Source organism: Phascolarctobacterium sp. Marseille-Q4147 (assembly GCF_017968825.1).
Classification (GTDB): Bacteria; Bacillota; Negativicutes; order Acidaminococcales; family Acidaminococcaceae; genus Phascolarctobacterium_A.
In genome coordinates this window covers 287,609-308,064 of sequence record NZ_CP072874.1, presented here as the reverse complement: position 1 = coordinate 308,064, position 20,456 = coordinate 287,609, and the positions used below count along the sequence as shown (strand labels likewise).

General features: G+C 44.7%; 18 protein-coding genes and 2 riboswitches. Of the genes, 16 read left to right on the top strand and 2 right to left on the bottom strand.

Annotated features, from left to right (window positions below; all coding sequences use genetic code 11):
* Window positions 1–78 precede the first annotated feature (78 nt).
* The 12 genes from KAH19_RS01320 (at window position 79) to rpsI (ending at window position 12,720) form a co-directional block, all read left to right on the top strand.
* Window positions 79–1,668, top strand: a complete 1,590-nt coding sequence (locus KAH19_RS01320; RefSeq protein WP_210684807.1) for a glycosyltransferase family 39 protein — start codon at window positions 79–81, stop codon at window positions 1,666–1,668.
* A gap of 148 nt (window positions 1,669–1,816) precedes the next feature.
* A complete protein-coding gene (locus KAH19_RS01315) occupies window positions 1,817–3,019 on the top strand; it encodes an MFS transporter (RefSeq protein WP_210684806.1) in 1,203 nt (400 codons plus the stop codon).
* A 197-nt stretch (window positions 3,020–3,216) separates the two neighbouring features.
* Window positions 3,217–3,322, top strand: a riboswitch (glycine riboswitch).
* A 120-nt stretch (window positions 3,323–3,442) separates the two neighbouring features.
* On the top strand, window positions 3,443–4,789 hold the full coding sequence (locus KAH19_RS01310; RefSeq protein ID WP_210684805.1) for a sodium:alanine symporter family protein: 1,347 nt from the start codon (window positions 3,443–3,445) through the stop codon (window positions 4,787–4,789).
* Window positions 4,790–5,070: 281 nt separating this feature from the next.
* A riboswitch (glycine riboswitch) is annotated at window positions 5,071–5,168 on the top strand.
* Between the two features lie 107 nt (window positions 5,169–5,275).
* Entirely contained in the window at window positions 5,276–6,655 is a 1,380-nt protein-coding gene (locus KAH19_RS01305) for a sodium:alanine symporter family protein (protein WP_246869387.1), read from the top strand.
* Between the two features lie 226 nt (window positions 6,656–6,881).
* A complete protein-coding gene (locus tag KAH19_RS01300) occupies window positions 6,882–7,247 on the top strand; it encodes a YccF domain-containing protein (RefSeq protein WP_021720957.1) in 366 nt (121 codons plus the stop codon).
* Window positions 7,248–7,571: 324 nt separating this feature from the next.
* Entirely contained in the window at window positions 7,572–8,327 is a 756-nt protein-coding gene (locus tag KAH19_RS01295; protein ID WP_210684803.1) for a sulfite exporter TauE/SafE family protein, read from the top strand.
* A gap of 141 nt (window positions 8,328–8,468) precedes the next feature.
* Window positions 8,469–9,293: an energy-coupling factor transporter ATPase gene (locus KAH19_RS01290; protein ID WP_210684802.1), complete on the top strand. Its 825-nt coding sequence runs from the start codon at window positions 8,469–8,471 to the stop codon at window positions 9,291–9,293.
* A complete protein-coding gene (locus KAH19_RS01285) occupies window positions 9,284–10,141 on the top strand; it encodes an energy-coupling factor transporter ATPase (protein ID WP_210684801.1) in 858 nt (285 codons plus the stop codon). The genes KAH19_RS01290 and KAH19_RS01285 overlap by 10 nt, the downstream gene beginning before the upstream one ends.
* Window positions 10,141–10,956: an energy-coupling factor transporter transmembrane protein EcfT gene (locus KAH19_RS01280; protein WP_210684800.1), complete on the top strand. Its 816-nt coding sequence runs from the start codon at window positions 10,141–10,143 to the stop codon at window positions 10,954–10,956. The genes KAH19_RS01285 and KAH19_RS01280 overlap by 1 nt, the downstream gene beginning before the upstream one ends.
* Complete coding sequence (gene truA, locus KAH19_RS01275; RefSeq protein WP_210684799.1) at window positions 10,944–11,696, top strand: tRNA pseudouridine(38-40) synthase TruA; 753 nt, start codon at window positions 10,944–10,946, stop codon at window positions 11,694–11,696. The genes KAH19_RS01280 and truA overlap by 13 nt, the downstream gene beginning before the upstream one ends.
* A gap of 172 nt (window positions 11,697–11,868) precedes the next feature.
* A complete protein-coding gene (gene rplM / locus KAH19_RS01270; RefSeq protein ID WP_021720962.1) occupies window positions 11,869–12,306 on the top strand; it encodes a 50S ribosomal protein L13 in 438 nt (145 codons plus the stop codon).
* 21 nt (window positions 12,307–12,327) lie between these two features.
* Window positions 12,328–12,720, top strand: a complete 393-nt coding sequence (gene rpsI, locus KAH19_RS01265; protein ID WP_009145170.1) for a 30S ribosomal protein S9 — start codon at window positions 12,328–12,330, stop codon at window positions 12,718–12,720.
* 773 nt (window positions 12,721–13,493) lie between these two features.
* Here the strand turns inward: rpsI and KAH19_RS01260 are convergent.
* Both KAH19_RS01260 and KAH19_RS01255 read right to left on the bottom strand, forming a co-directional pair.
* Window positions 13,494–13,904, bottom strand: a complete 411-nt coding sequence (locus KAH19_RS01260; RefSeq protein WP_210684798.1) for a hypothetical protein — start codon at window positions 13,902–13,904, stop codon at window positions 13,494–13,496.
* 12 nt (window positions 13,905–13,916) lie between these two features.
* On the bottom strand, window positions 13,917–14,246 hold the full coding sequence (locus tag KAH19_RS01255) for a hypothetical protein (RefSeq protein ID WP_210684797.1): 330 nt from the start codon (window positions 14,244–14,246) through the stop codon (window positions 13,917–13,919).
* A gap of 1,243 nt (window positions 14,247–15,489) precedes the next feature.
* Here KAH19_RS01255 and KAH19_RS01250 point away from each other — a divergent pair.
* The 4 genes from KAH19_RS01250 to KAH19_RS01235 all read left to right on the top strand — a co-directional run bounded on the left by KAH19_RS01250 (window position 15,490) and on the right by KAH19_RS01235 (window position 20,447).
* Window positions 15,490–16,668: a hypothetical protein gene (locus tag KAH19_RS01250; RefSeq protein ID WP_246869386.1), complete on the top strand. Its 1,179-nt coding sequence runs from the start codon at window positions 15,490–15,492 to the stop codon at window positions 16,666–16,668.
* Window positions 16,669–16,688: 20 nt separating this feature from the next.
* Window positions 16,689–18,296, top strand: coding sequence for a gamma-glutamyltransferase (gene ggt, locus KAH19_RS01245; protein WP_021719482.1), 1,608 nt, complete (start codon window positions 16,689–16,691; stop codon window positions 18,294–18,296).
* Window positions 18,297–18,522: 226 nt separating this feature from the next.
* On the top strand, window positions 18,523–18,900 hold the full coding sequence (gene acpS, locus KAH19_RS01240; RefSeq protein ID WP_210684796.1) for a holo-ACP synthase: 378 nt from the start codon (window positions 18,523–18,525) through the stop codon (window positions 18,898–18,900).
* Window positions 18,897–20,447 carry an NAD(P)H-hydrate dehydratase gene (locus KAH19_RS01235; protein WP_210684795.1) on the top strand — a complete coding sequence of 517 codons (1,551 nt, stop codon included), beginning with the start codon at window positions 18,897–18,899 and terminating at the stop codon, window positions 20,445–20,447. The genes acpS and KAH19_RS01235 overlap by 4 nt, the downstream gene beginning before the upstream one ends.
* Window positions 20,448–20,456: the final 9 nt, after the last annotated feature.

The window sequence follows — 20,456 nt, the reverse complement described above, 5'->3', positions numbered from 1 at the left end:
ATCATTAAGTGAAGGTGTTTATACTGTGCTTAATGAAAAGCGGAGTATAGAAGCTCTGCTGCTGAAGGGGGATTTTTTATGCCACGAAAATATTGGCTGCTGCTTTTTGCAGCTGCCGCAGCATTGCTTTTTGCGGGTAATGGCAGCCTGCTGATTACAGACAGCGTAGAATCTAATTATGCCTTGACGGCGAAGGAAATGGTACTGAGCGGCAATTGGCTGTCACCGCAGATTTACGGTCATTACTGGTATGATAAGCCGATTTTCTTTTATTGGCTGACGGCGCTGGCTTATAAAATGTTTGGCTTTACGGAATTTGCCTCGCGCTTCTTCCCGGCGTTGTTCGGTTTAGGCAGCGTGGCATTATTGGCGTGGGGCGGCAGCAAGCTGGAAAATGTGCGCAGCGGTTTCATCAGTGCATTGGTACTGCTGAGCAGTGTAGAATTTTTTCTGATCAGCAAGTCGGTGATTACAGATGCTGTATTGTTCTTTTTCTTCAGTGCGACATTGCTGTTTTTCTATCTTGGCTATCGTGACGGCAGGGCGCGCTATTGGTACATTATGTATGCTGCAGCAGGCTTTGCGGTTTTGACTAAGGGTCCGATTGGCGTGCTGCTGCCGGGATTGATTATTACGTTATTCCTGTTGTGGCAGCGTGATTGGCACGTACTGAAGCGCATGCATCTTGTAAGCGGCACATTGCTTTGTGCGGCGGTTGCTGTGCCTTGGTATGCTGTAATGTACAGTCTGCACGGCAGTGATTTCCTCAATACCTTCTTCGGCACACACAACTTCCTGCGCGCAACGGTATCGGAACATCCGCGTGACGATGTATTTTATTATTATACGCTGGTAAATCTGCTGGCGCTGTTTCCGTGGAGCGGACTTGTTCCATGGGCTGCTTATAAATGGTGGCGGCAGGGACAGCGCAGCCTAGAAGAACAGCAAAAATTTTTGCTGCTGTGGGCACTTGTTGTTTTCGTTTTCTTTCAATGTATGGCAACAAAATATATCACCTATACCTATCCGCTGCTTTTTCCGGTCAGCCTTTTGCTGGGAAGCATGCTGGCAAAATATACGGACTGTGTGGATGGCGGTTATATGATATTTGTCGGCGGAGGCTTTGGTTTGCTGCTTGTGGGAGCATGGTTTGCGGTAAGTCATCAGCTTATAGCATCTGAGCTGCTGTTCTTGCTGCCGCTGGCGCTGATTATCGGCGTGATGCTGGATTATATATTGCGCTTAATGACAGAAGAGCGTGCTTATGGTATTGCGGTGCTGTCGGTAGTTTTTTATATCGCATTGATTTTCGGCATTGCTGTGCCGTTTAGCGAACAACGCAGTGCTAAGGATTTGGGACAGATGCTGACAGCGGAAAATGTGCAGGAGGTTGGTCTGTATGGAACATATCCCACTTCCGCTGTTTTTTACAGCAACAGTAAAATTGTCAAGCTGATGCATGAGCGTGAGGTTGCGGGCTATGTGCCCAAGGATTTTTCCTGGACAAGCAAGAATGTTATGCCTTACGCAACACTGGAGCAGAATCCGTATCGTTTTGTTGTTGTTACGCCCAAAAGCTATGATAGATTTATTGCTCAACAGAATAAAAAATGGCAGGTTATTGATGCCGATAAAAGTTGGATTGTGCTGAGAATGAAAAAGGGGTGAGCTGAGCTATTATTGTCTATATAACCGATAAGTGCCTGTGACGTGATGTTGCAGGCGCTTTTGATAATTTTTTGATAAATTAAAGTGTATTTAAGCTTAAAATATTATGCTATAATAAGAAAATGATAACTGAATTGGAGGGGGAAGCATGCACAATAAAAATTCCGCTATGGCGTTTATCGTGCTGCTTGGTGTTGTCAGCTTGTTCAGCGATATGACACATGAAGCGGCGACAAGTATTAAGGGAGCGTATTTATTAATTTTAGGAGCAAGTGCTTCTACCATCGGTTTTATCTCCGGCATAGGCGAGCTTTTAGGCTATGGCCTGCGTTATCTTTTTGGCCGCTTAGTTGATAAAACGCACAACTATTGGGGCTTTATGATTTTAGGCTATGCTGTAGACGTTTTTGCGGTGCCGGCATTGGCGCTTGTGCATCGTGACGGCTGGATAGCCGCCTGTGTACTGCTCGTTGTTGAGCGCATCGGTAAGGCGATAAAAAAGCCTGCGAAGAATACTATTCTTTCCTTTGCGGCTTCACAGGAGGGTGTAGGTAAAAGCTTTGCTATTCAGGAAGCCCTGGATCAGCTTGGTGCTTTTATCGGTCCTCTGCTGCTTTATGTAATAATGCTTTATAAAAATGGTGATGAATACGAGGTATATAATGCAGCCTTTGCTTTTCTGACGTTGCCGGCAGTCTGTACAATTGCTTTTTTACTGTTTGCTAAAAGCCGTTTCCCGAATCCGGAAGCCTTTGAGCCGGAAGCTAAGGAGAACAAAAAGAATAGCTTTGTAGGCAGGAAAAGCTTTTATTTGTATCTTGCAGGTATCATCTGTTTTGCTTTCGGATTTGTAGATTTTCCGCTGGTGACTATGCATTTGGCAAAAAATAAGCTTTTTGATGACAGTATTTTGCCGTTGCTTTATTCCGGTGCGATGCTTGTGGATGCGGTGGCAGCGCTTTTCTTTGGCTGGCTGTTTGACAAAATGCGCACGAAGGCATTGGTTATTTCTACTGCGATTTCCGCGTTCTTTGCTGTGTTTGCTTTTGGCGCGACTTCGCCTGCTATGATTATGCTGGGTATTGCTTTGTGGGGTGTAGGCATGGGCGCTCAGGAATCAATTATGAAGGCAGCGGTTGCCACCATGACGAGCAAGGAGCATCGTGCCAGCAGCTACGGTGCGTTCGAATTTTTCTTTGGCTTAGCGTGGTTTTTGGGCAGCTGGCTGTTGGGAGCTGTTTATGATTATTCATTGAATACCTTCATAATTGTTTCTGTAGCTGTACAGCTTATTGCTTTACCCTGTTATCTTTTAAGTGAGCGCAGCTTTGCAAGTGAAAATTGCCAATAATTTGCTTCAAACGTTACAGTAGCTTATGTATTCGTGTATACATAAAAAATTATTGAAAAAAGACTTGCGTTCTTTAAAAAGTGTGTTATAATAGCGTACATAAGTAAATAACGAGTGGATGATGTATATGGGAGAAGGCACTGCCTACCGAAGGAGCAAAACTCTCAGGTGCTTAATTTTAAGCAGGAACCGTATGCTGACACAACTCTGGAGAGTCCCTTAAATGGGCGCCGAAGGTGCAAAGATGTCTTCTGAAATTCAGAAACGTCCTTATCTCTCAGGCCAGTGGACAGAGCAAAGCTTATGTGATGGCGCTATTGCCTATCATATGTCATTGACTTTTACCGGAGTATTTTTTGTATACTCCGGTTTTTTATTTGCTTATAAATAATTAATGGGAATTTAAAGGGAGATGTTTGAATCATGTTGGAAATTTTGAATGAAATTGATGCGTTTGTCTGGGGACCGCCGCTTCTGGTACTTTTGGTTGGTACCGGTATTCTGCTGACCTTCCGTTTGAAGCTGCTGCAGGTTTTCAAGCTGCCTCAGGCTTTGGGCCTGATCTTCAGTGCCAAGAACGATGGCAGCGGTGATGTAAACAGCTTTAAAGCATTGTGTACCGCACTGGCTGCAACTGTCGGTACCGGTAACATCGTTGGTGTTGCAACCGCAATTAAAGCCGGTGGCCCGGGCGCATTGTTCTGGATGTGGATGGCAGCCTTCTTCGGTATGGCAACCAAATATTCCGAATGTCTGCTGGCTGTAAAATATCGTACCGTAGATGCTAACGGCAATATTTCCGGTGGCCCGATGTACTACATTGAAAATGGCTTGGGTAAAAAATACAAACCTTTGGCTGTTATGTTTGCCGTATTCGGTGTTCTGTGCGCATACTTTGGCATCGGTACCTTTGCTCAGGTAAACTCCATTGTTGAAATTACCCAGATTTCTGCAGGTATTCCTGTTGTTTACACCGGTATTGCTCTGACTGTTGTTGTTGCTGCTGTAACCATCGGCGGTTTGAAATCCATCGCAACTGTTGCTGCAAAGGTAGTTCCTGCTATGGCTCTGCTGTACTTCCTGACTACTGTCGGTATCATGATTGTTTTTGCAGACCAGGTTCCTGCTGCAATCGCAACTGTACTGAATTCTGCTTTCACTCCGACTGCTGCTCAAGGCGGTTTCCTTGGTGCAACCGTTATGCTGGCAATGCGCAGTGGTGTTGCCCGCGGGGTATTCTCCAACGAATCCGGCTTAGGTTCTGCTCCTATCGTAGCTGCTGCTGCTAAAACCAAATGGGCTGCAGAGCAAGGCTTGGTTTCTATGACCGGTACTTTTATTGATACTATCATCATTTGTACTCTGACCGGCTTGTCCTTAGTTGTCAGTGGTGTATGGTGCGGACCTTTAAACGGTGCTGCAATGACTGAATCTGCCTTCACCATGGCGTTCCCTGCATTTGGCAGCATTCTGCTGTTGGTTGGCCTGGTACTCTTTGCTTTCACCACTATCCTTGGCTGGAACTACTACGGTGAACGTTGTGTAGAATATCTGATGGGCGTAAAGGCAATTCTGCCGTACCGCATTATTTTCATCTGTCTGATTGCCTGCGGTCCTTTCCTGAAGCTGGAAGAGATTTGGGTTTTGGCGGATATCGTTAACGGCCTGATGGCTATTCCTAACTTAATTGCTTTGATTGCTTTGTCCGGCGTAGTTGTTGCCGAAACCAAGGCTTATCAGAAGCATCTGGCTGAAGAAAAGAATAAATAAGTAAGCCTAGTATTTCATCTTTATATAGCAAAGCGGCGTTGTGCGACTCTCCCCAGAGTTCCCACAGCGCCGTTTTGTTATAAAAAAATCAATAAACATACTTTAGTTTACAGTTTTGCATGTATGCGTGTATACATTGCTGTAAGCTCTTGAATTTTGTTTAATATGTGTTATAATCAGATACATAAGTAAATAATGAGTGGATGAAGTACATAGGAGAAGGCAATGCCTACCGAAGGAGCAAAACTCTCAGGTGCTTATAAAAAGCAAGAACCGTGTACAGACACAACTCTGGAGAGTCCCTTGAATGGGCGCCGAAGGTGCAAAGATGTGCGTATACACATCCTTATCTCTCAGGCCAGTGGACGGAGCAAAACAACAATTATAGCATAGCTATCAGGGCCGCTGACAAACCGGAGTATCAGATAATCATACTCCGGCTTTTTATTTACTTAGGGAACTTTGAAAATGAGAGGGGAAATCATCATGTTGGAAACATTGAATGCAATTGATTCGTTTGTCTGGGGTCCGCCGCTACTGGTGCTGCTTGTAGGTACCGGCATTATGCTGACTATTCGTTTAGGCTTGTTGCAGGTATTGAAGCTCCCGCAGGCATTGAAGCTTATCTTCTGCGCTAAGAATGAAGGTCATGGTGACGTAAACAGCTTTAAAGCATTGTGTACCGCACTTGCCGCAACTGTTGGTACCGGTAACATTGTTGGTGTTGCTACCGCAATTAAGGCCGGTGGTCCCGGTGCTTTGTTCTGGATGTGGTTGGCTGCCTTCTTCGGTATGGCAACTAAATATGCAGAATGCCTGCTGGCTGTAAAATATCGTACTGTCGACGCTAACGGCAATATCTCCGGCGGTCCGATGTATTACATTCAAAACGGCCTCGGCAAGCAATATAAACCATTGGCAATTATGTTCTGTGTCTTCGGTATCATGTGCGCATACTTCGGCGTAGGTACCTTTGCTCAGGTAAACTCCATAGTTGAGATTACCAAAATCTCTGTTGGTATCCCGGTTATCTACACCGGTATTGCTCTTACCGTATTGGTTGCTGCTGTAACCATCGGCGGTCTGAAATCTATCTCTAATGTTTCTTCTAAGGTTGTTCCCGGCATGGCGGTAATTTACTTCTTTACTACCTTGGGCATTTTAGTTAGCTTTGCAGACCAGGTTCCGGGCGCTATCGCACTGGTTATTGAAAGTGCCTTCACTACTACTGCTGCACAGGGCGGTTTCCTTGGAGCAACTGTTATGCTGGCGATGCGTAATGGCGTTGCCCGCGGCGTATTCTCTAACGAATCCGGCTTAGGCTCTGCTCCTATCGTAGCAGCTGCTGCCAAAACTCATTGGCCTGCTGAACAAGGTCTGGTTTCCATGACCGGTACCTTCATTGATACTATCATCATCTGCACCATGACCGGTTTGTCCTTGATTGTTACCGGCGTTTGGAACGGCGATCTCAATGGTGCTGCAATGACTAATGCAGCCTTCAGCTCTGCATTCCCTGCCTTTGGTACTTGGTTACTGTTGGTTGGCCTGGTGCTCTTCGCCTTCACTACTATCCTTGGCTGGAACTACTACGGCGAACGTTGTGTAGAATATCTGATGGGTGTTAAAGCAATTCTTCCGTATCGCATCGGCTTCATTATTCTTGTAGCTGTTGGCCCGTTCCTGAAGCTGGAAGAAATCTGGGTTATGTCCGATATCGTTAACGGTCTGATGGCTCTGCCTAACCTTATCGCACTGGTTGCACTTTCCGGTGTAGTTGTTGCTGAAACTAAAGCATATCAACAACATCTCAAAGAAGAATCTGAGCTGGTTCCGGCAAAATTAGCCGAAGAAACCAATCATTAAGTTTTCCCAATTAATTTTATATAGGCAGCGGCACTGTGAGACTCTCCCCAGAGTTCCCACAGTGCCGCTTGCCTTTGCGCTTGCACAAAAGTTAGCGGTATGCTAAACTAGCCTTAGAGAGATTACTTACAATCTTTTAAATCAAATGTATCAGTAACCAACTACGTGTATATTTTTCGGTGTGCCGGTTGGTTTGTCAGTATCAGTAGATGAAAGGAAGTGTGCAATGAGCATTATCGGTAATATTATCTGGTTTTTATTTGGCGGTATTTTAGCAGGCATTATCTGGTATCTGGTAGGTCTTGTGTGGTGTTTGACAATTATCGGTATTCCTGTCGGGCTGCAGTGCTTTAAGCTGGGACGCTTGAGCTTCTTCCCCTTTGGTAAGGACGTAGTTTTGAGCGGCGAAACAACCTCATTACTGTTAAATATTTTTTGGCTGATTTTCGGTGGTATCGAACTGGCAATTACGCATGCTGTTTTTGCTGTTATTTTGTGCTGCACGATTATCGGCATTCCCTTCGGCATGCAGCATTTTAAGCTGGCTAAGCTGGCATTGCTGCCGTTTGGCGCACAGATTACGGATAAATAAGCATTAAACTTAAATGCAAGAATAGTTCATGCAGGAATTTTATTCACGATTTCTTCAAAACTTTGCCCTTGCTATGTCACAGCAATATAGTATACTATGAGTGTAGCAAGAAGTTGCTACACCCTTCCCATCAAATTCATCATAAACAGCTTTCCTAAGAGAAACAGCCTGCAATATCCCCTGCAGGCTGTTTTCTCGTTTACTGGCAAGACTGCTGCTTTTTTATCATAAATTTGCAGTAGTCTTTCTTTTTACTGGAAAATACTTTCTGATATTGGTAAAATAAAGGTTATAGTATTGTTAGTTATAATGGGGGGACTGAAAATGATCTTTTTGGCAATGATTCTGTTAGGCTGTCTGCTTGGCTTTGCCGGTGCAGGTGGTGCAGGCTTAACGATTACACTGCTTTCTGTAGGCTTTGGTGTGCCGATTCATACTGCGCTTGGTGTTGCGCTGGCTGCCATGTCATTTACGATGCTTTCCGGTGCCGTAAGCCATTTTCGTGAAGGTGATGTACTGTTGCGCCTTGGGCTGACAACCGGCGGTGCCGGTATGCTGGGAGCGTTTGCCGGCGCACGTGTTTCTGATGCCTTGCCGGGAGATATTTTATCAAAAATGACAGCAGCCTTGATGCTTGCATCATCGGTATTGCTTTACTTTATTCTTTTCCGTAAGGATATGCTGGACAGCTTTGTGGCAAAGCATGCATCGAAAGCAGAGGGCGCAAGCTTTTATGCACATGCGCTGACAATCGGTGTAGTTACAGGCTTTTTGAGCGGAGCCTTCGGTATCGGTGCGACAGCTTTTATCCAGATAAGCCTGATGCTGTTTTTTGGTGTATCGCTTTATCATGCCATCGGTACAACGATGCTGGTTATTTTGCCGATTTCTGTTTCCGGCGGTTTAGGATATTTAGTCAATGGTCACCTTGATTTTTATATTTTTCTTCAGACCTTGGGGGGACTGACTATCGGCGCATATTTGGGTGCTAAGCTTACGCGTCTGGCGTCGCGCAATACTTTGCGTTATATTGTTCTCAGTATGCCGACCATAGGCGGACTGATGCTTTTATTTAAGTAAAAAATAAGCCGTAAACGTGCTTTAGCGTTTATGGTTTACTTTTTTAGCATTATGGTTAACCTTGCAATAAAAGAAGGTTGACTAATCTTTTTATCACGTATATAATTAGTAAGTACACGAATTTATGATGGAGGCACTGTTGTGATTAGTATAAAGAATTTGAAGCATTACTATACAGATGCTGATGGCAATGAGGTAAGGGCGCTGGATGGCGTAAGCTTGGAGATTAAGCAGGGCGAATTTGTTGCTGTTATCGGCGCTAACGGCAGCGGTAAATCTACGCTGGCACGTCATTTGAACGCTTTGCTGCTGCCGACTGACGGCACTGTGCTGGTAGATGGCATGGATACTGAAGATGAAAATAAAATGTGGGATATCCGCCAAAAGGTGGGCATGGTGTTCCAAAATCCCGATAACCAGATAGTTGCTGCGATTGTGGAAGAGGACGTGGCCTTCGGTCCGGAAAATATCGGCGTACCGGGACCGGAAATACCGAAGCGTGTAGCAGATTCATTAGCTGCTGTAGGCATGACGGAATATGCCAAGCATGCACCGCACCTTTTGAGCGGCGGACAGAAGCAGCGTGTGGCTATAGCAGGTATTCTGGCGCTGCAGCCGGAATGCATTGTGCTGGACGAGCCTACAGCGATGCTTGACCCGCAGGGACGCAAGGAAATCGTGGGCACTGTACGTAAGCTCAATGAAGAAAAAAATATGACTATAGTTTATATTACGCATTACATGGTGGAAGCACTGGCTGCTGACCGCGTAGTTGTTATGGAAAAAGGTCACATCAGATTTATGGGTACTCCGCGTGAGGTTTTCAGCAGAGTGGATGAGCTGGAGGCCTTGGGACTGGAGGCTCCGCTGGCAGCGAAGGTAGCCAGCGAGCTGCGCAAAAACGGTGTAAAGCTGCCGCAGGATATTATTACAGATGAGGAGCTGGCGCAGGCATTATGTCAATAAAACTTTCTAATATATATCATACATATTCCAAGGGTACGCCGTTTGAACGCCTGGCACTCAATGATGTGTCGTTGGAGATTTCCAAGGGCGAAATAGTTGCCATTATAGGACACACCGGCAGCGGCAAATCTACCTTAGTACAGCATTTAAACGGCTTGTTGAAGCCGGATAAGGGAAGCGCAAGCATTGATGACATTGATATTACTGCTAAGGGTGCAGAGGCCAAGACTGCACGCCAGCAGGTTGGCATGGTATTTCAGTATCCCGAGCATCAGCTGTTTGCGGAAACTGTTTTTGAGGATATCGCTTTCGGCCCGCGCAATAAGGGCTTTGCCGAGGATGAGGTAGAAAAGCAGGTGCGTGAGGCTATGGCCTTCGTCGGCCTGGATTATGATACCTATGCGCAGCGCTCTCCGTTTCAGCTGAGCGGCGGCCAGATGCGCCGTGTAGCTATTGCCGGCGTGGTTGCGATGAATCCTGATTATCTGGTATTGGACGAGCCTTCCGCAGGCCTGGACCCACGCAGCCGTAATGCAGTATTCAAGGAAATCATGTCGCTGCACAAAAGTCGCGGTATTGCGATTGTGCTGGTAACGCACAGCATGGAGGAGGCAGTAAAATATGCTGACCGCCTGCTTGTTATCAACGCCGGCAAGGTGCTGTTCGACGGCACTCCCGCAGATATTTTCAAGCAGCATGCCGATGAGCTGGTTAAGGTTGGCGTAGACGTGCCGCAGGTTTACAAGCTTGCGGATTTGCTGCGTAAAAACGGCCTGGCAGTGAAAGAGAACATTAAGGACGATATGAGCCTGATTAAGGCGATTAAGCAAGCAAAGGGGTGGAAATAATGCTGACAGATATAACCTTAGGACAATATTTCCCCGGTAACTCCTTTATCCATAAGCTTGATCCGCGTACTAAGCTGTTGGCTACCTTGATTTATATCATTGCTATTTTCTTTGCGGCAACGCCGTTGGCTTATGGCATTTTGACCGCCTTTGCAGCTGTGGTAATTCTTATCTCGAGAGTACCGTGGGTGCTGGTTTTCAAATCTCTGAAGCCTATCTGGATTATCGTTATTCTTACGATGCTGATTCATATGTTTACCGCTCCCGGTGAGCATATTGTTTTTACCTGGAAGTTTTTGAGCGTAACTGCCGAAGGTATCGACATGGGCGTAAAGATGGCAGTTCGCCTGATTCTGCTGCTGCTGTTTTCTTCGGTGCTGACCTTTACGACATCACCGATTGTACTGACAGACGGTATTGAAAATCTGCTGCGTCCGTTCAAAAAGCTGGGTGTCCCTGCGCATGAGCTGGCTATGATGATGACCATTGCTTTGCGCTTTATTCCTACATTATTGGATGAAACAGACCGCATTATGAAGGCACAGACCTCTCGCGGAGCTGATTTTGCCAGCGGCAATATCTTCCAGAGAATGAAAAATATGCTGCCTTTGCTGGTACCGCTGTTTATCAGTGCCTTCCGTCGTGCCGATGAACTGGCTGTTGCAATGGAAGCACGCTGCTATCGCGGCGGTGAAGGACGTACACGCATGCACGAGCTGGTATATGCCGGCCGCGATTATCTGGCTTTTGCTTTGATTATTATACTGGCGGTTGGCCTCGCAGTATTGCGCTGGGGGAATGTATGCGTACAATAAAGCTGGTTGTAGCCTATGACGGCAGTGCCTATCACGGCTTTCAGAAGCAGAAAAACGTGCAGACGGTGCAAAATGTTTTGGAAGAAGCGTTGACTATGCTGTGCGGCGAAAAAGTAGTAACCGCAGGCAGTGGGCGCACGGATGCAGGCGTGCATGCTTTGGCACAGACGGTGACCTTTACTACGAACGGACGCATTCCCTGTGCTAATCTGGTGCGTGCGGCGGCAAGCCTGCTGCCGGAGGATATCGTGGCAGTGAGCGCTGAGGAGATGCCGGAGGGTTTCCATGCGCGCTTCAGCGCAAAGTGGAAAACGTATCATTACAAGCTGCTTGTCAATGAGCACGTCAATCCCTTTATGGTGCGTTACGCCTGGCAGCTGCGTCAGCAGCTTGAGGTGAAGGCCATGAACGAAGCGGCGGAGCTGCTGCTAGGAACGCATGATTTCAGTGCCTTCCGCAGCAGCGGCAGTGTTGATACTTCTCCGATAAAAACAATTTATGCTGCCAAGTGGCAGCAGCAGGGAGAAGAGATTCTTTTCCGCATCAGCGGTGACGGCTTTTTGTATCACATGGTACGCAACATAGTCTGGTCCCTGGTACAGGTGGGAATGGGCAAGCGCACGGTGCAGGATTTTGCTGCCGAGCTGACGGCACAGCGCTGTGAATTCCTGAACGAGCCTGCTCCGGCACAGGGTTTATACCTGGCGGAGGTCGGTTATCGGGAGTATCCGCAGTTTTAAGGGAAAAACTCTTGGAAAATGCTAAAATTTTAACAAAAATACTTGACTTAAACTCTTAAGTTGCGTATAATATATCTACGTGATTTTCCGCTTGATTTCACTAGCCCCGAAATACGGTGAGAAGATCGCAACGAACTGTATATTTGGAAAATATCTAGGAGGGACATAAGCGATGAAATCTTTTATGGCTAATCCGTCTAACATCGAACACAAATGGTACGTTGTTGACGCAGCTGATAAAACTCTGGGCCGCCTGGCTGCAGAGGTTGCAAAAGTCCTGCGCGGTAAACATAAACCGACCTTTACCCCGCACATGGACACCGGTGATCACGTAATCATTATCAATGCAGATAAGGTTGTTCTGACCGGCAAAAAACTGACTCACAAAATTTATTTCCGTCATTCCGGTTATCTCGGCGGCGACAGCTATGTAAAAGCTGGCGACATGCTGAAGAAAAACCCTGTAAGAATGGTAGAGCTCGCTGTTAAAGGCATGATTCCGCACAACAGCCTCGGCGCTCAAATTTTCTCCAAACTTCATGTATATGCTGGCAGCGAACATCCGCATGCAGCTCAAAAACCTGAAGTAATGGAAATCAACGTTAGATAATATCCGGGAGGGAACAAATAAATGGCAGTAGTTACTTATAACGCAACTGGTCGTCGTAAATCTTCTGTTGCTCGCGTTCGCCTGGTTCCGGGTGAAGGCAACATCGTTATCAACGACCGTGAATTGAACAAATACTTTGGTCTGAAAACCTTAGAGCTGATTGTTAACCAACCACTCGAAGTTACCGAAACCAAAGGCAAATATGACGTACTCGTTAACGTAAACGGCGGCGGCATTTCCGGCCAAGCTGGTGCTATCCGTCACGGCATTGCTCGCGCACTGCTGAAAGTTGACGCTGAATTCCGTCCTGCACTGAAAAAAGCAGGCTTCCTGACTCGCGACCCGCGCGAAAAAGAACGTCGTAAATACGGCTTGAAGAAAGCTCGTAAAGCTAGCCAGTTCTCCAAACGTTAATTTTTGGTTTACTGTCAAGCACCAATCACAAACACAAATCGCACAAATTACTCCGCAACTGTTGCAGTTGCGGAGTTTTTGTATTGTCTGTGTTCTTTGGAATATATATGGAAAATTTTTTAAAGTGTCCTTAATGCATGGAATTTAAGGTACGTATGTAACAGGTATGTAGCGAGTATGTAACGCATATGCAACAAACTATATTGAATTTATAGCTTCTAATAGCTGTTCCAATGTCTTATGAGTGTAAATCCTTTATGTCATACCAGAGTAGTAGTGTCAAATAATCAGCTTCTAAATTTTTAAATTTACATACTTGTTATCAGGTTTGTGTTGTGGTTGCTGTGAAATAAATGAACTATGATGAAGTTATTATTAATAGTATATTTTAGGTATACAGGGTAGTGCGTAGCAATCAGGGCGCAGTGTATGCGTAAATTATTCTTTGCAAATATACAAGTATCTTTGTATTTGTTTTTTACGTTAAATAAGTACGATTTTTATTTTCTTTTTCTTGATTTTTATGTTAGTAAAAAGTGTTTAATGATTTGGCAAAAGCAATAGTAGATTACACATAAATCTATGTTTTGCAAATTTAGCTATTTATAATAGTTTAGGACTAGCAACATTCTCCTTGATTTGATATAAATTCGTTAGGATAAGACCGTTACAGTTTGTTAGAATAATGTCATAAGTTTTAATGTATTACTTTCTTTCTAGTATTTGAAAACAGCATTCCCACTTATAATCTAAGCGAGAATGCTGTTTATTCATTAAGCGTTTCGTTCACGGTCATATTTTTCAAGAGCATTTAATATATACATAAGCCCCATATGGGTTGGTGTGCCCTGATAAACTGGTTGCCAGTTAGCGTTAGGACGGAGGGTATCTTCCATCAGTTCCTTTGTTGATATTTTTCTTACAACAGTCCTAGTGCATCTAGATTTTCCCATGTACACGTTATACTCAATATTGTTACTAATTACTCTATCATTTTGGTTGTCCCATTTCCATATTGTATAGTCAATCGTTTCTTTCTCTGTTGCTAAAACAATACTTTGAGTATCAATAAAAATTTTTTGATTATAAAATTCTCCTATATCTACAAATCTATTACCAGCAAGAGCTGTCGAAGAAAAAATTAGTGCAATCAGAGTTAATATTAAAATTATTATTTTTTTCATTCTATCAACCTCTTATCTATAAAGAATATCAAGTTCCAATTTGTCTACTTTTTTCTTTAGAAAAAATAAGTCAGCACGCAAAGCTTCTATTTCGTTTGGTCCGCTTGGACATTCTATATCTTCAAGGCGGCTTTCTATGCTATCTAATCTCTTGGTAATATCTGCTGTGTCTGATATATTCTGCTTTATACTAGATATATCAGAACAAGCTTCGCTGGCTTCATATCTGGCTTTGTTTACTTCACTCATTAGAGAAAAAATCATTCCTAATTGCACAATAGCGATAAGCAATAATCCAATAATTAGGTTTGTTTGATATTTGGTTATAACTTCTTTCACCATCAAATCCTCCTTATAATATCATTTATTTTCAGCGATTTAGTAATTTCATATTTTTTAATTCATCTCTGTGGACTTCCGCGTAGCATGTCTAGTACTCCTATCGGTAATTTTGATTCGGGAAAAGCAATAATAGTTACCGTATAAGCGTAGGCTATTATTTTTTTGTTTGAAAATATCATCACGTAAAGCCAGGTACATTTCCGTTACTGTCATATGTTTAGTATCATCGGAAGTCTTTCCTTTGAATATCGCAAGTAAGATAAATAGAACGTAGAAAAGAGTAATACTCCACACAGTAAAGTAAGCAACAGGACTTATAATTTTAATTATAATTACAAATGGAATTAAGGATAATACAAATAAATATAAATTATCTACATTCCTGTATAGATAACTTACAAATTTAATTGTAGCAACTGCTATTACGCCTTGCACAACGGCCATATAACCGGAGCCAAAGCATGAGCCGAACGCAAATACAAAGCAATAAAAGTAAAAAAGTTCCGAGCATCTTCCTAGCACAATCTATCTTTCTCCTATATATGTATTAATAGTAAAAATTGAGCATTTATTATACTATAATTGTCACGTCTTGTGCCAATGGCATAGTAAAGATTGTTCAGTAGATCTTTTTGTATTGCATGCTCATACTGTCACTGCCAACTGTGATAACAACTAAGTTTTCTATTTAAATTAATTAAATAATAGCACATTCTGTTGAAACGCGCAATTTCAATAGTTGTTTTTTTCATTTTATGGTGTGTTGGCATTAATGGTGTAGTATCAGAAGGGCCTAATTTGAAATATAGGATGAACTGTAATTTTTGGTTTACTGTCAAGCACCAATCACAAACACAAATCGCACAAATTACTCCGCAACTGTTTCGGTTGCGGAGTTTTTGTATTTCCGGGCTAAGCTGATTCGGATTGAAAATGTAATTTTAACTAAGCGCTTTGTTTCAGTAGTCGTAGTAAACGAAAATAGCACACCTCATAATGCTTTCGGTATTTCAAAGGAATTTACGGTTTACGAATATAAGTTGCCTCATCAAACAGTATAATCAGATATTTTGGAATTGTGCTTTGCTCAAATGTTAATAAGTTTACACAAAGAAATGCTCGTGGTTAAAATTATATAAAAATGTAATTTTCACTTGTCAAAAACCTATGAAACATATATACTATAACAAATCGGTCTATTTTCGGACTGAAATAGTATATATGTTTTGAAAGGGGTATCGTTTTGTTTACAAGTATGTTTTTTTATTTATTCATCTGCCTGTTGCTTTTTGGCATTGGTGATGTGTTGGGTGTTGCAACAAAGGCAAAGGTATCTGCTGTATTTGTCAGCCTGATGCTTTTCCTTGTTGGTTTTATGACAGGTGTTCTGCCGCCGGATATTATTAAGCTTGCCGGTCTTACTGACGTAGGCAAATGGTCATTGATTTTCGTGGTATTCAGCATGGGTACCAGCCTGAATATTAAGCAGCTGATTGCTGAATGGCGCACAGTTGCAGTTGCTGTTTTATCCATGATTGTTTTGATTGCCGGTAGCGTTGTTCTGATTCCCGTAATCGGCTATCAGGAAACTATTGTCAGCATTCCTATTATCAACGGCGGTATCGTTGCTACTCAGATTATGACCAGCGCTGCTATGGATAAAGGCTTTGCTATGGCTGCTGCTTTGGGTACTGTTTTGTACGCTGTGCAAAAATTCTTTGGCACTCCTGTTGCTTCTTACTTTGGCCTGCGTGCTGCTAAGGAAGCATTGGCGGAATTCCGTCGTACCGGTGTTAATCCTTATGCACCGAAGGAAGAGGTGCATGGCGGTGCAGCTCCTAAAGAAACCTTCTTTGAAAAACACAAAAAATTCTATGGTCCTTTTGCTTCTCTGACTATCGCAGCCTTCTTCAGTTGGCTGGCATTCGTTATCGGAAAATATACCGGTCTGAGCGCTACTATTTGGTCTTTGATTTTAGGTGCAGTAATTGGCAGCACCGGCCTTGTTCCGCCGAAAATCCTGGATCATGCAAAATCCTCCGGTATCTTTAACGTTGGTGTATTTGCGGTAATTATTCCTTCTCTGGCAAAAATTAAAGTCAGTGATTTGATTGTATTGAGCTTTAATACCATTATGGTATTTATCGTGGTATTTGCTGTACTTTTCCTGTTCTTCTATATTCTGCCGCTGTGGAAAATCCTGGGCAACAGAAACCTGGCTATGGGTGTAGCCGTAATGCAGCTTTTGGGCTTCCCGGCCACCTATCTGGTAGCAAACGAAATTGCGATTGCTACAGGTGAAACGGAAGAGGAAAGGCAGGTTGTCAACGATGCCATTATGCCGAAATATCTTGTAGGCGGTTTTGCTACCGTTACTACTTTCTCGGTAATTACTGCCGGTATTTTAGAGAAATTCCTGTAAGTTGGTAAAGGAGAATAGCAATGAAATTTGATGCACAAAATTATCCGTATGCTTCTAAACGTAGTGTTGTTTATGCTAAAAACGGTATGGTATGCGTAGGTAATCCTACCGCTGCTTCCGCAGGCCTGCAAACCTTGCTTAAGGGCGGTAACGCAATTGATGCCGCTATTACTGTTGCAACCTGTCAGCCTGTAGTTGAGCCTACCGGTAATGGCCTTGGCAGTGACTGCTTTGCACTTATCTGGTATAAGGGCAAGCTGTATGGTATTAACGGCAGCGGCCCGGCTCCGATGGCTGCTTCTATCGCAGCTTTGAAGGAACGTGGCTTTGATAAAATTCCTCCCTATGGTGTTGAGCCGATTAACGTTCCGGGTGCTGTAGGCGCATGGATGGAAATTCATAAAAAGTTTGGCAAGCTGCCTATCAAAACTGTTATGGAACCCTCCATCAACTATGCGGAAAACGGCTATCCTGTTTCTCCGAACATGAGCCGCCTGTGGGAAGAGGCTGACGGCTTCTATACCAAATATAAAGACAGACCGGAATTCAAAGGCTGGTTTGATACCTTTGAGCCTAACGGTCATTGGCTGCAGCCGGGCGAAGTATTTAAGAATCCCGATATGGCTAAAAGCCTGCGCCTGATTGCCGAAACCTATGGTGATGCTTTCTATAAAGGTGAACTGGCAGATAAGATTGACGCTTTTATGCAGGAGCATAACGGCTTCCTGCGCAAGAGCGACCTTGAAGCCTACAAACCGGAATGGGTTGAACCGCTGAGCGTTAACTATCGCGGCTACGATATCTGGGAGCTGCCTCCTAACGGTCATGGTATTACCGTACTTATGGCGTTGAACATTCTTAAGGGTTACAACTTTACTGAGCGCGATACCGTAGAAACAATGCACAAGCAAATCGAAGCTATGAAGCTGAGCTTTGTTGATACTAAAGAATATGTTGCCGAGCCTTCCTACATGAAGGTTACTGCCGAGCAGCTTTTGAGTGAGCGCTATGCCGCAGACCGCCGTGCTCTGATTAATGATAAAGCGCTGGAGCCGGTTGTAGGTGACCCGCGTTATAGCAGCACTGTTTACTTCTGCACCGCTGATGCCGAGGGTAATATGGTCAGCATGATTCAGAGCAACTATCGTGGCTTTGGCAGCGGTATCGTTGTACCAGGTACTTCTATTTCCTTTAATGACCGTGCCGAGAACTTCTCTTTTGATGAAAACCATCCGAATGCTTTGCAGGGTGGCAAGCGTCCGTACCATACCATTATTCCTGCCTTCATGACCAAGGATGGTCAGGCTGTGAGTGCCTTTGGTATTATGGGCGGCTTTATGCAGCCGCAGGCTCATGTTCAGGTTGCTATGAACATGATTGATTTCGGCCTGAATCCGCAGCAGGCACTGGATGCGCCGAGATGGCAGTGGATTGGCGGTAAAACTGTAGAAGTTGAGCAGGATACTCCTAACCACATTATCCGTCAGCTGCAGCGTATGGGCCATAATGTTGTGGTTCAGCCCGACCCGTATCATATGGGCCGCGGACAGATTATTATCCGCGATGAGGATGGCGTGCTGTGCGGTGCAACCGAAAAGCGTACAGACGGACAGATTGCCTGCTTCTGATTTAACAGCAGCTTAATAAAAAACTATTTCCCCGGTATTGCGTATTTGCGCGATATCGGGGATTTTTGCAATGATGAAGAAGTTAAGCTTGCCGATATCTGTGGTAAAAGAAGAATCTCTTTAAATTTTGCAATATCTTTGTGAAAATCAAAAATAAAAAAAGGATTTTGGATATACTTGCAAGAATTAATAATAGTTACGAAGCTGTGTGAAGGAGTGAAAGCATATGATAGTAGGCATAGGCTGTGATATTATTGAAATAGAACGTATTGCCCGGGCAATAAAGAGCGAATCTTTTATCCGGCGAGTGTTTACTGCTGAGGAAGCTGCCTATTGTCAAAGAAGGGGACAGCAGGCAGCAGCAAGCTTTGCAGCACGCTTTGCTGCTAAAGAAGCGGTGCTGAAAGCATTGGGAACCGGTCTGCGCGAAGGCTCGCTACAGGAAATAGCCGTAGACAACGATGGGCTGGGCAAGCCTTTGGTGCAGCTTAGCGGTCACTTTGCAATGTTGGCAAAACAGCTTGGAGTAAAAAATATACAAATCAGCTTAAGCCATAGCAGAGAGTTTGCTGTGGCGTATGTAATAATGGAGGATGACAAATGAAATTAGTAAATGTACAGGAAATGAAACAGCTTGATCAACTGGCGACAGCGGAATATGCTGTACCGGGAATCTTGTTGATGGATAATGCAGCGCAGGCTGTTGCCGATGCTGTTAATGATAGCTTAGACGAGCTGGATGGTAAGAGCGTAGTTGTTTTTTGCGGTGGCGGCAATAATGGCGGTGATGGCTTCGGTGCTGCCCGTTGGCTGCAAAATTATGGCGCAAGAGTGCGCGTTTTTGTCGTAGGCAAGGCACTCGAGGCTGTGACTGGTGATGCTGCGGCAGAGCTGGCGATGCTGCAAAAAACTGATGCTAAGGTAGAGGCTATTGCCGGCGAGGATGACTGGGTAGTAGCAGAGCTGGCTGCTGCGAAGGCTGATATTTTGGTTGATGCTTTAGCAGGAACCGGCTTTCATGGCGAGCTGGAGGGCGATTTGCTGCGTGCCTGCAGACTGATGAATGACAGCGAAAAATATATTGTTGCTGTTGACGTACCGACAGGTGTAAATGCAGACAATGGTGCTGTTTCTGAAAATGCTGTACGTGCGGATAAAACAGTGACGATGGCTTTGTTGAAAACCGGTCTTTTGCTCTATCCCGGCCGTGAATATTGCGGTGACATTGAGCTGGCAGATATAGGTATGCCTGCAAAAATGGTAGAGGAATGTGCAAGCAAAAAATATCGTCTGACAGACGATATTGTGCGCGAGCTGCTGCCGCTGCGTAAAGCAGATGCGCATAAGGGCGATGCAGGACGTGCTGTTATCTGTGCCGGCAGCCCAGGCTTCACAGGTGCTGCTGCTTTGAGCAGCTACGCCGCAGTTAAGGCCGGTGCAGGCTTGGTAGCGCTTTATACTCCGCTCAGTAGCCGTGATGTGCTTGCAGGCAAGCTCACGGAGGTTATGGTGCACGGCTTGCTGGAGCGTATGCCCGGTATCCTTGGCGGCGGCGCAACAGGCGATGTAGTAAAAAATGCTAATGCTGCCGATGTATTGGCAATCGGACCCGGCTTAGGCACAAGCGAAAGCACACAGCAGGTGGTGCGTGATATTCTGCTGCAGGTGCAGGTACCTGTTGTTATTGATGCGGATGCATTGACAGCATTACAGGGACATACGGAAATTCTGACACAGATGCAGGCAGCAAAGGTGCTGACTCCGCATCCCGGTGAGATGGCACGTCTTATCGGCAAGGAAATCAGTGAAATTAATGCTGACCGTATCAATATTGCCGCACAATATGCTCAGGAATGGAATGCTGTGCTGGTGCTCAAGGGAGCGCCGACCGTTATTGCCTGCCCGGATGGCACTGTTTATGTCAACAGCACCGGCTCCAGTGCTTTGGCTACAGGTGGCAGCGGTGATGTGCTGACAGGTATCATTGCCGGTCTGGCAGCGCAGGAGATTACTCTGCAGGAGGCTGCTGTGTGCGGTGTTTATCTGCACGGAAAGGCTGCGGATATCAGCGGCATTGATATCGGACTAGCAGCAGGCGAGCTGGCGCAGTTTTTGCCGGAGGCCCGCTGTGAGGTTCTGAAGGGCAATTAATGCTTTAAC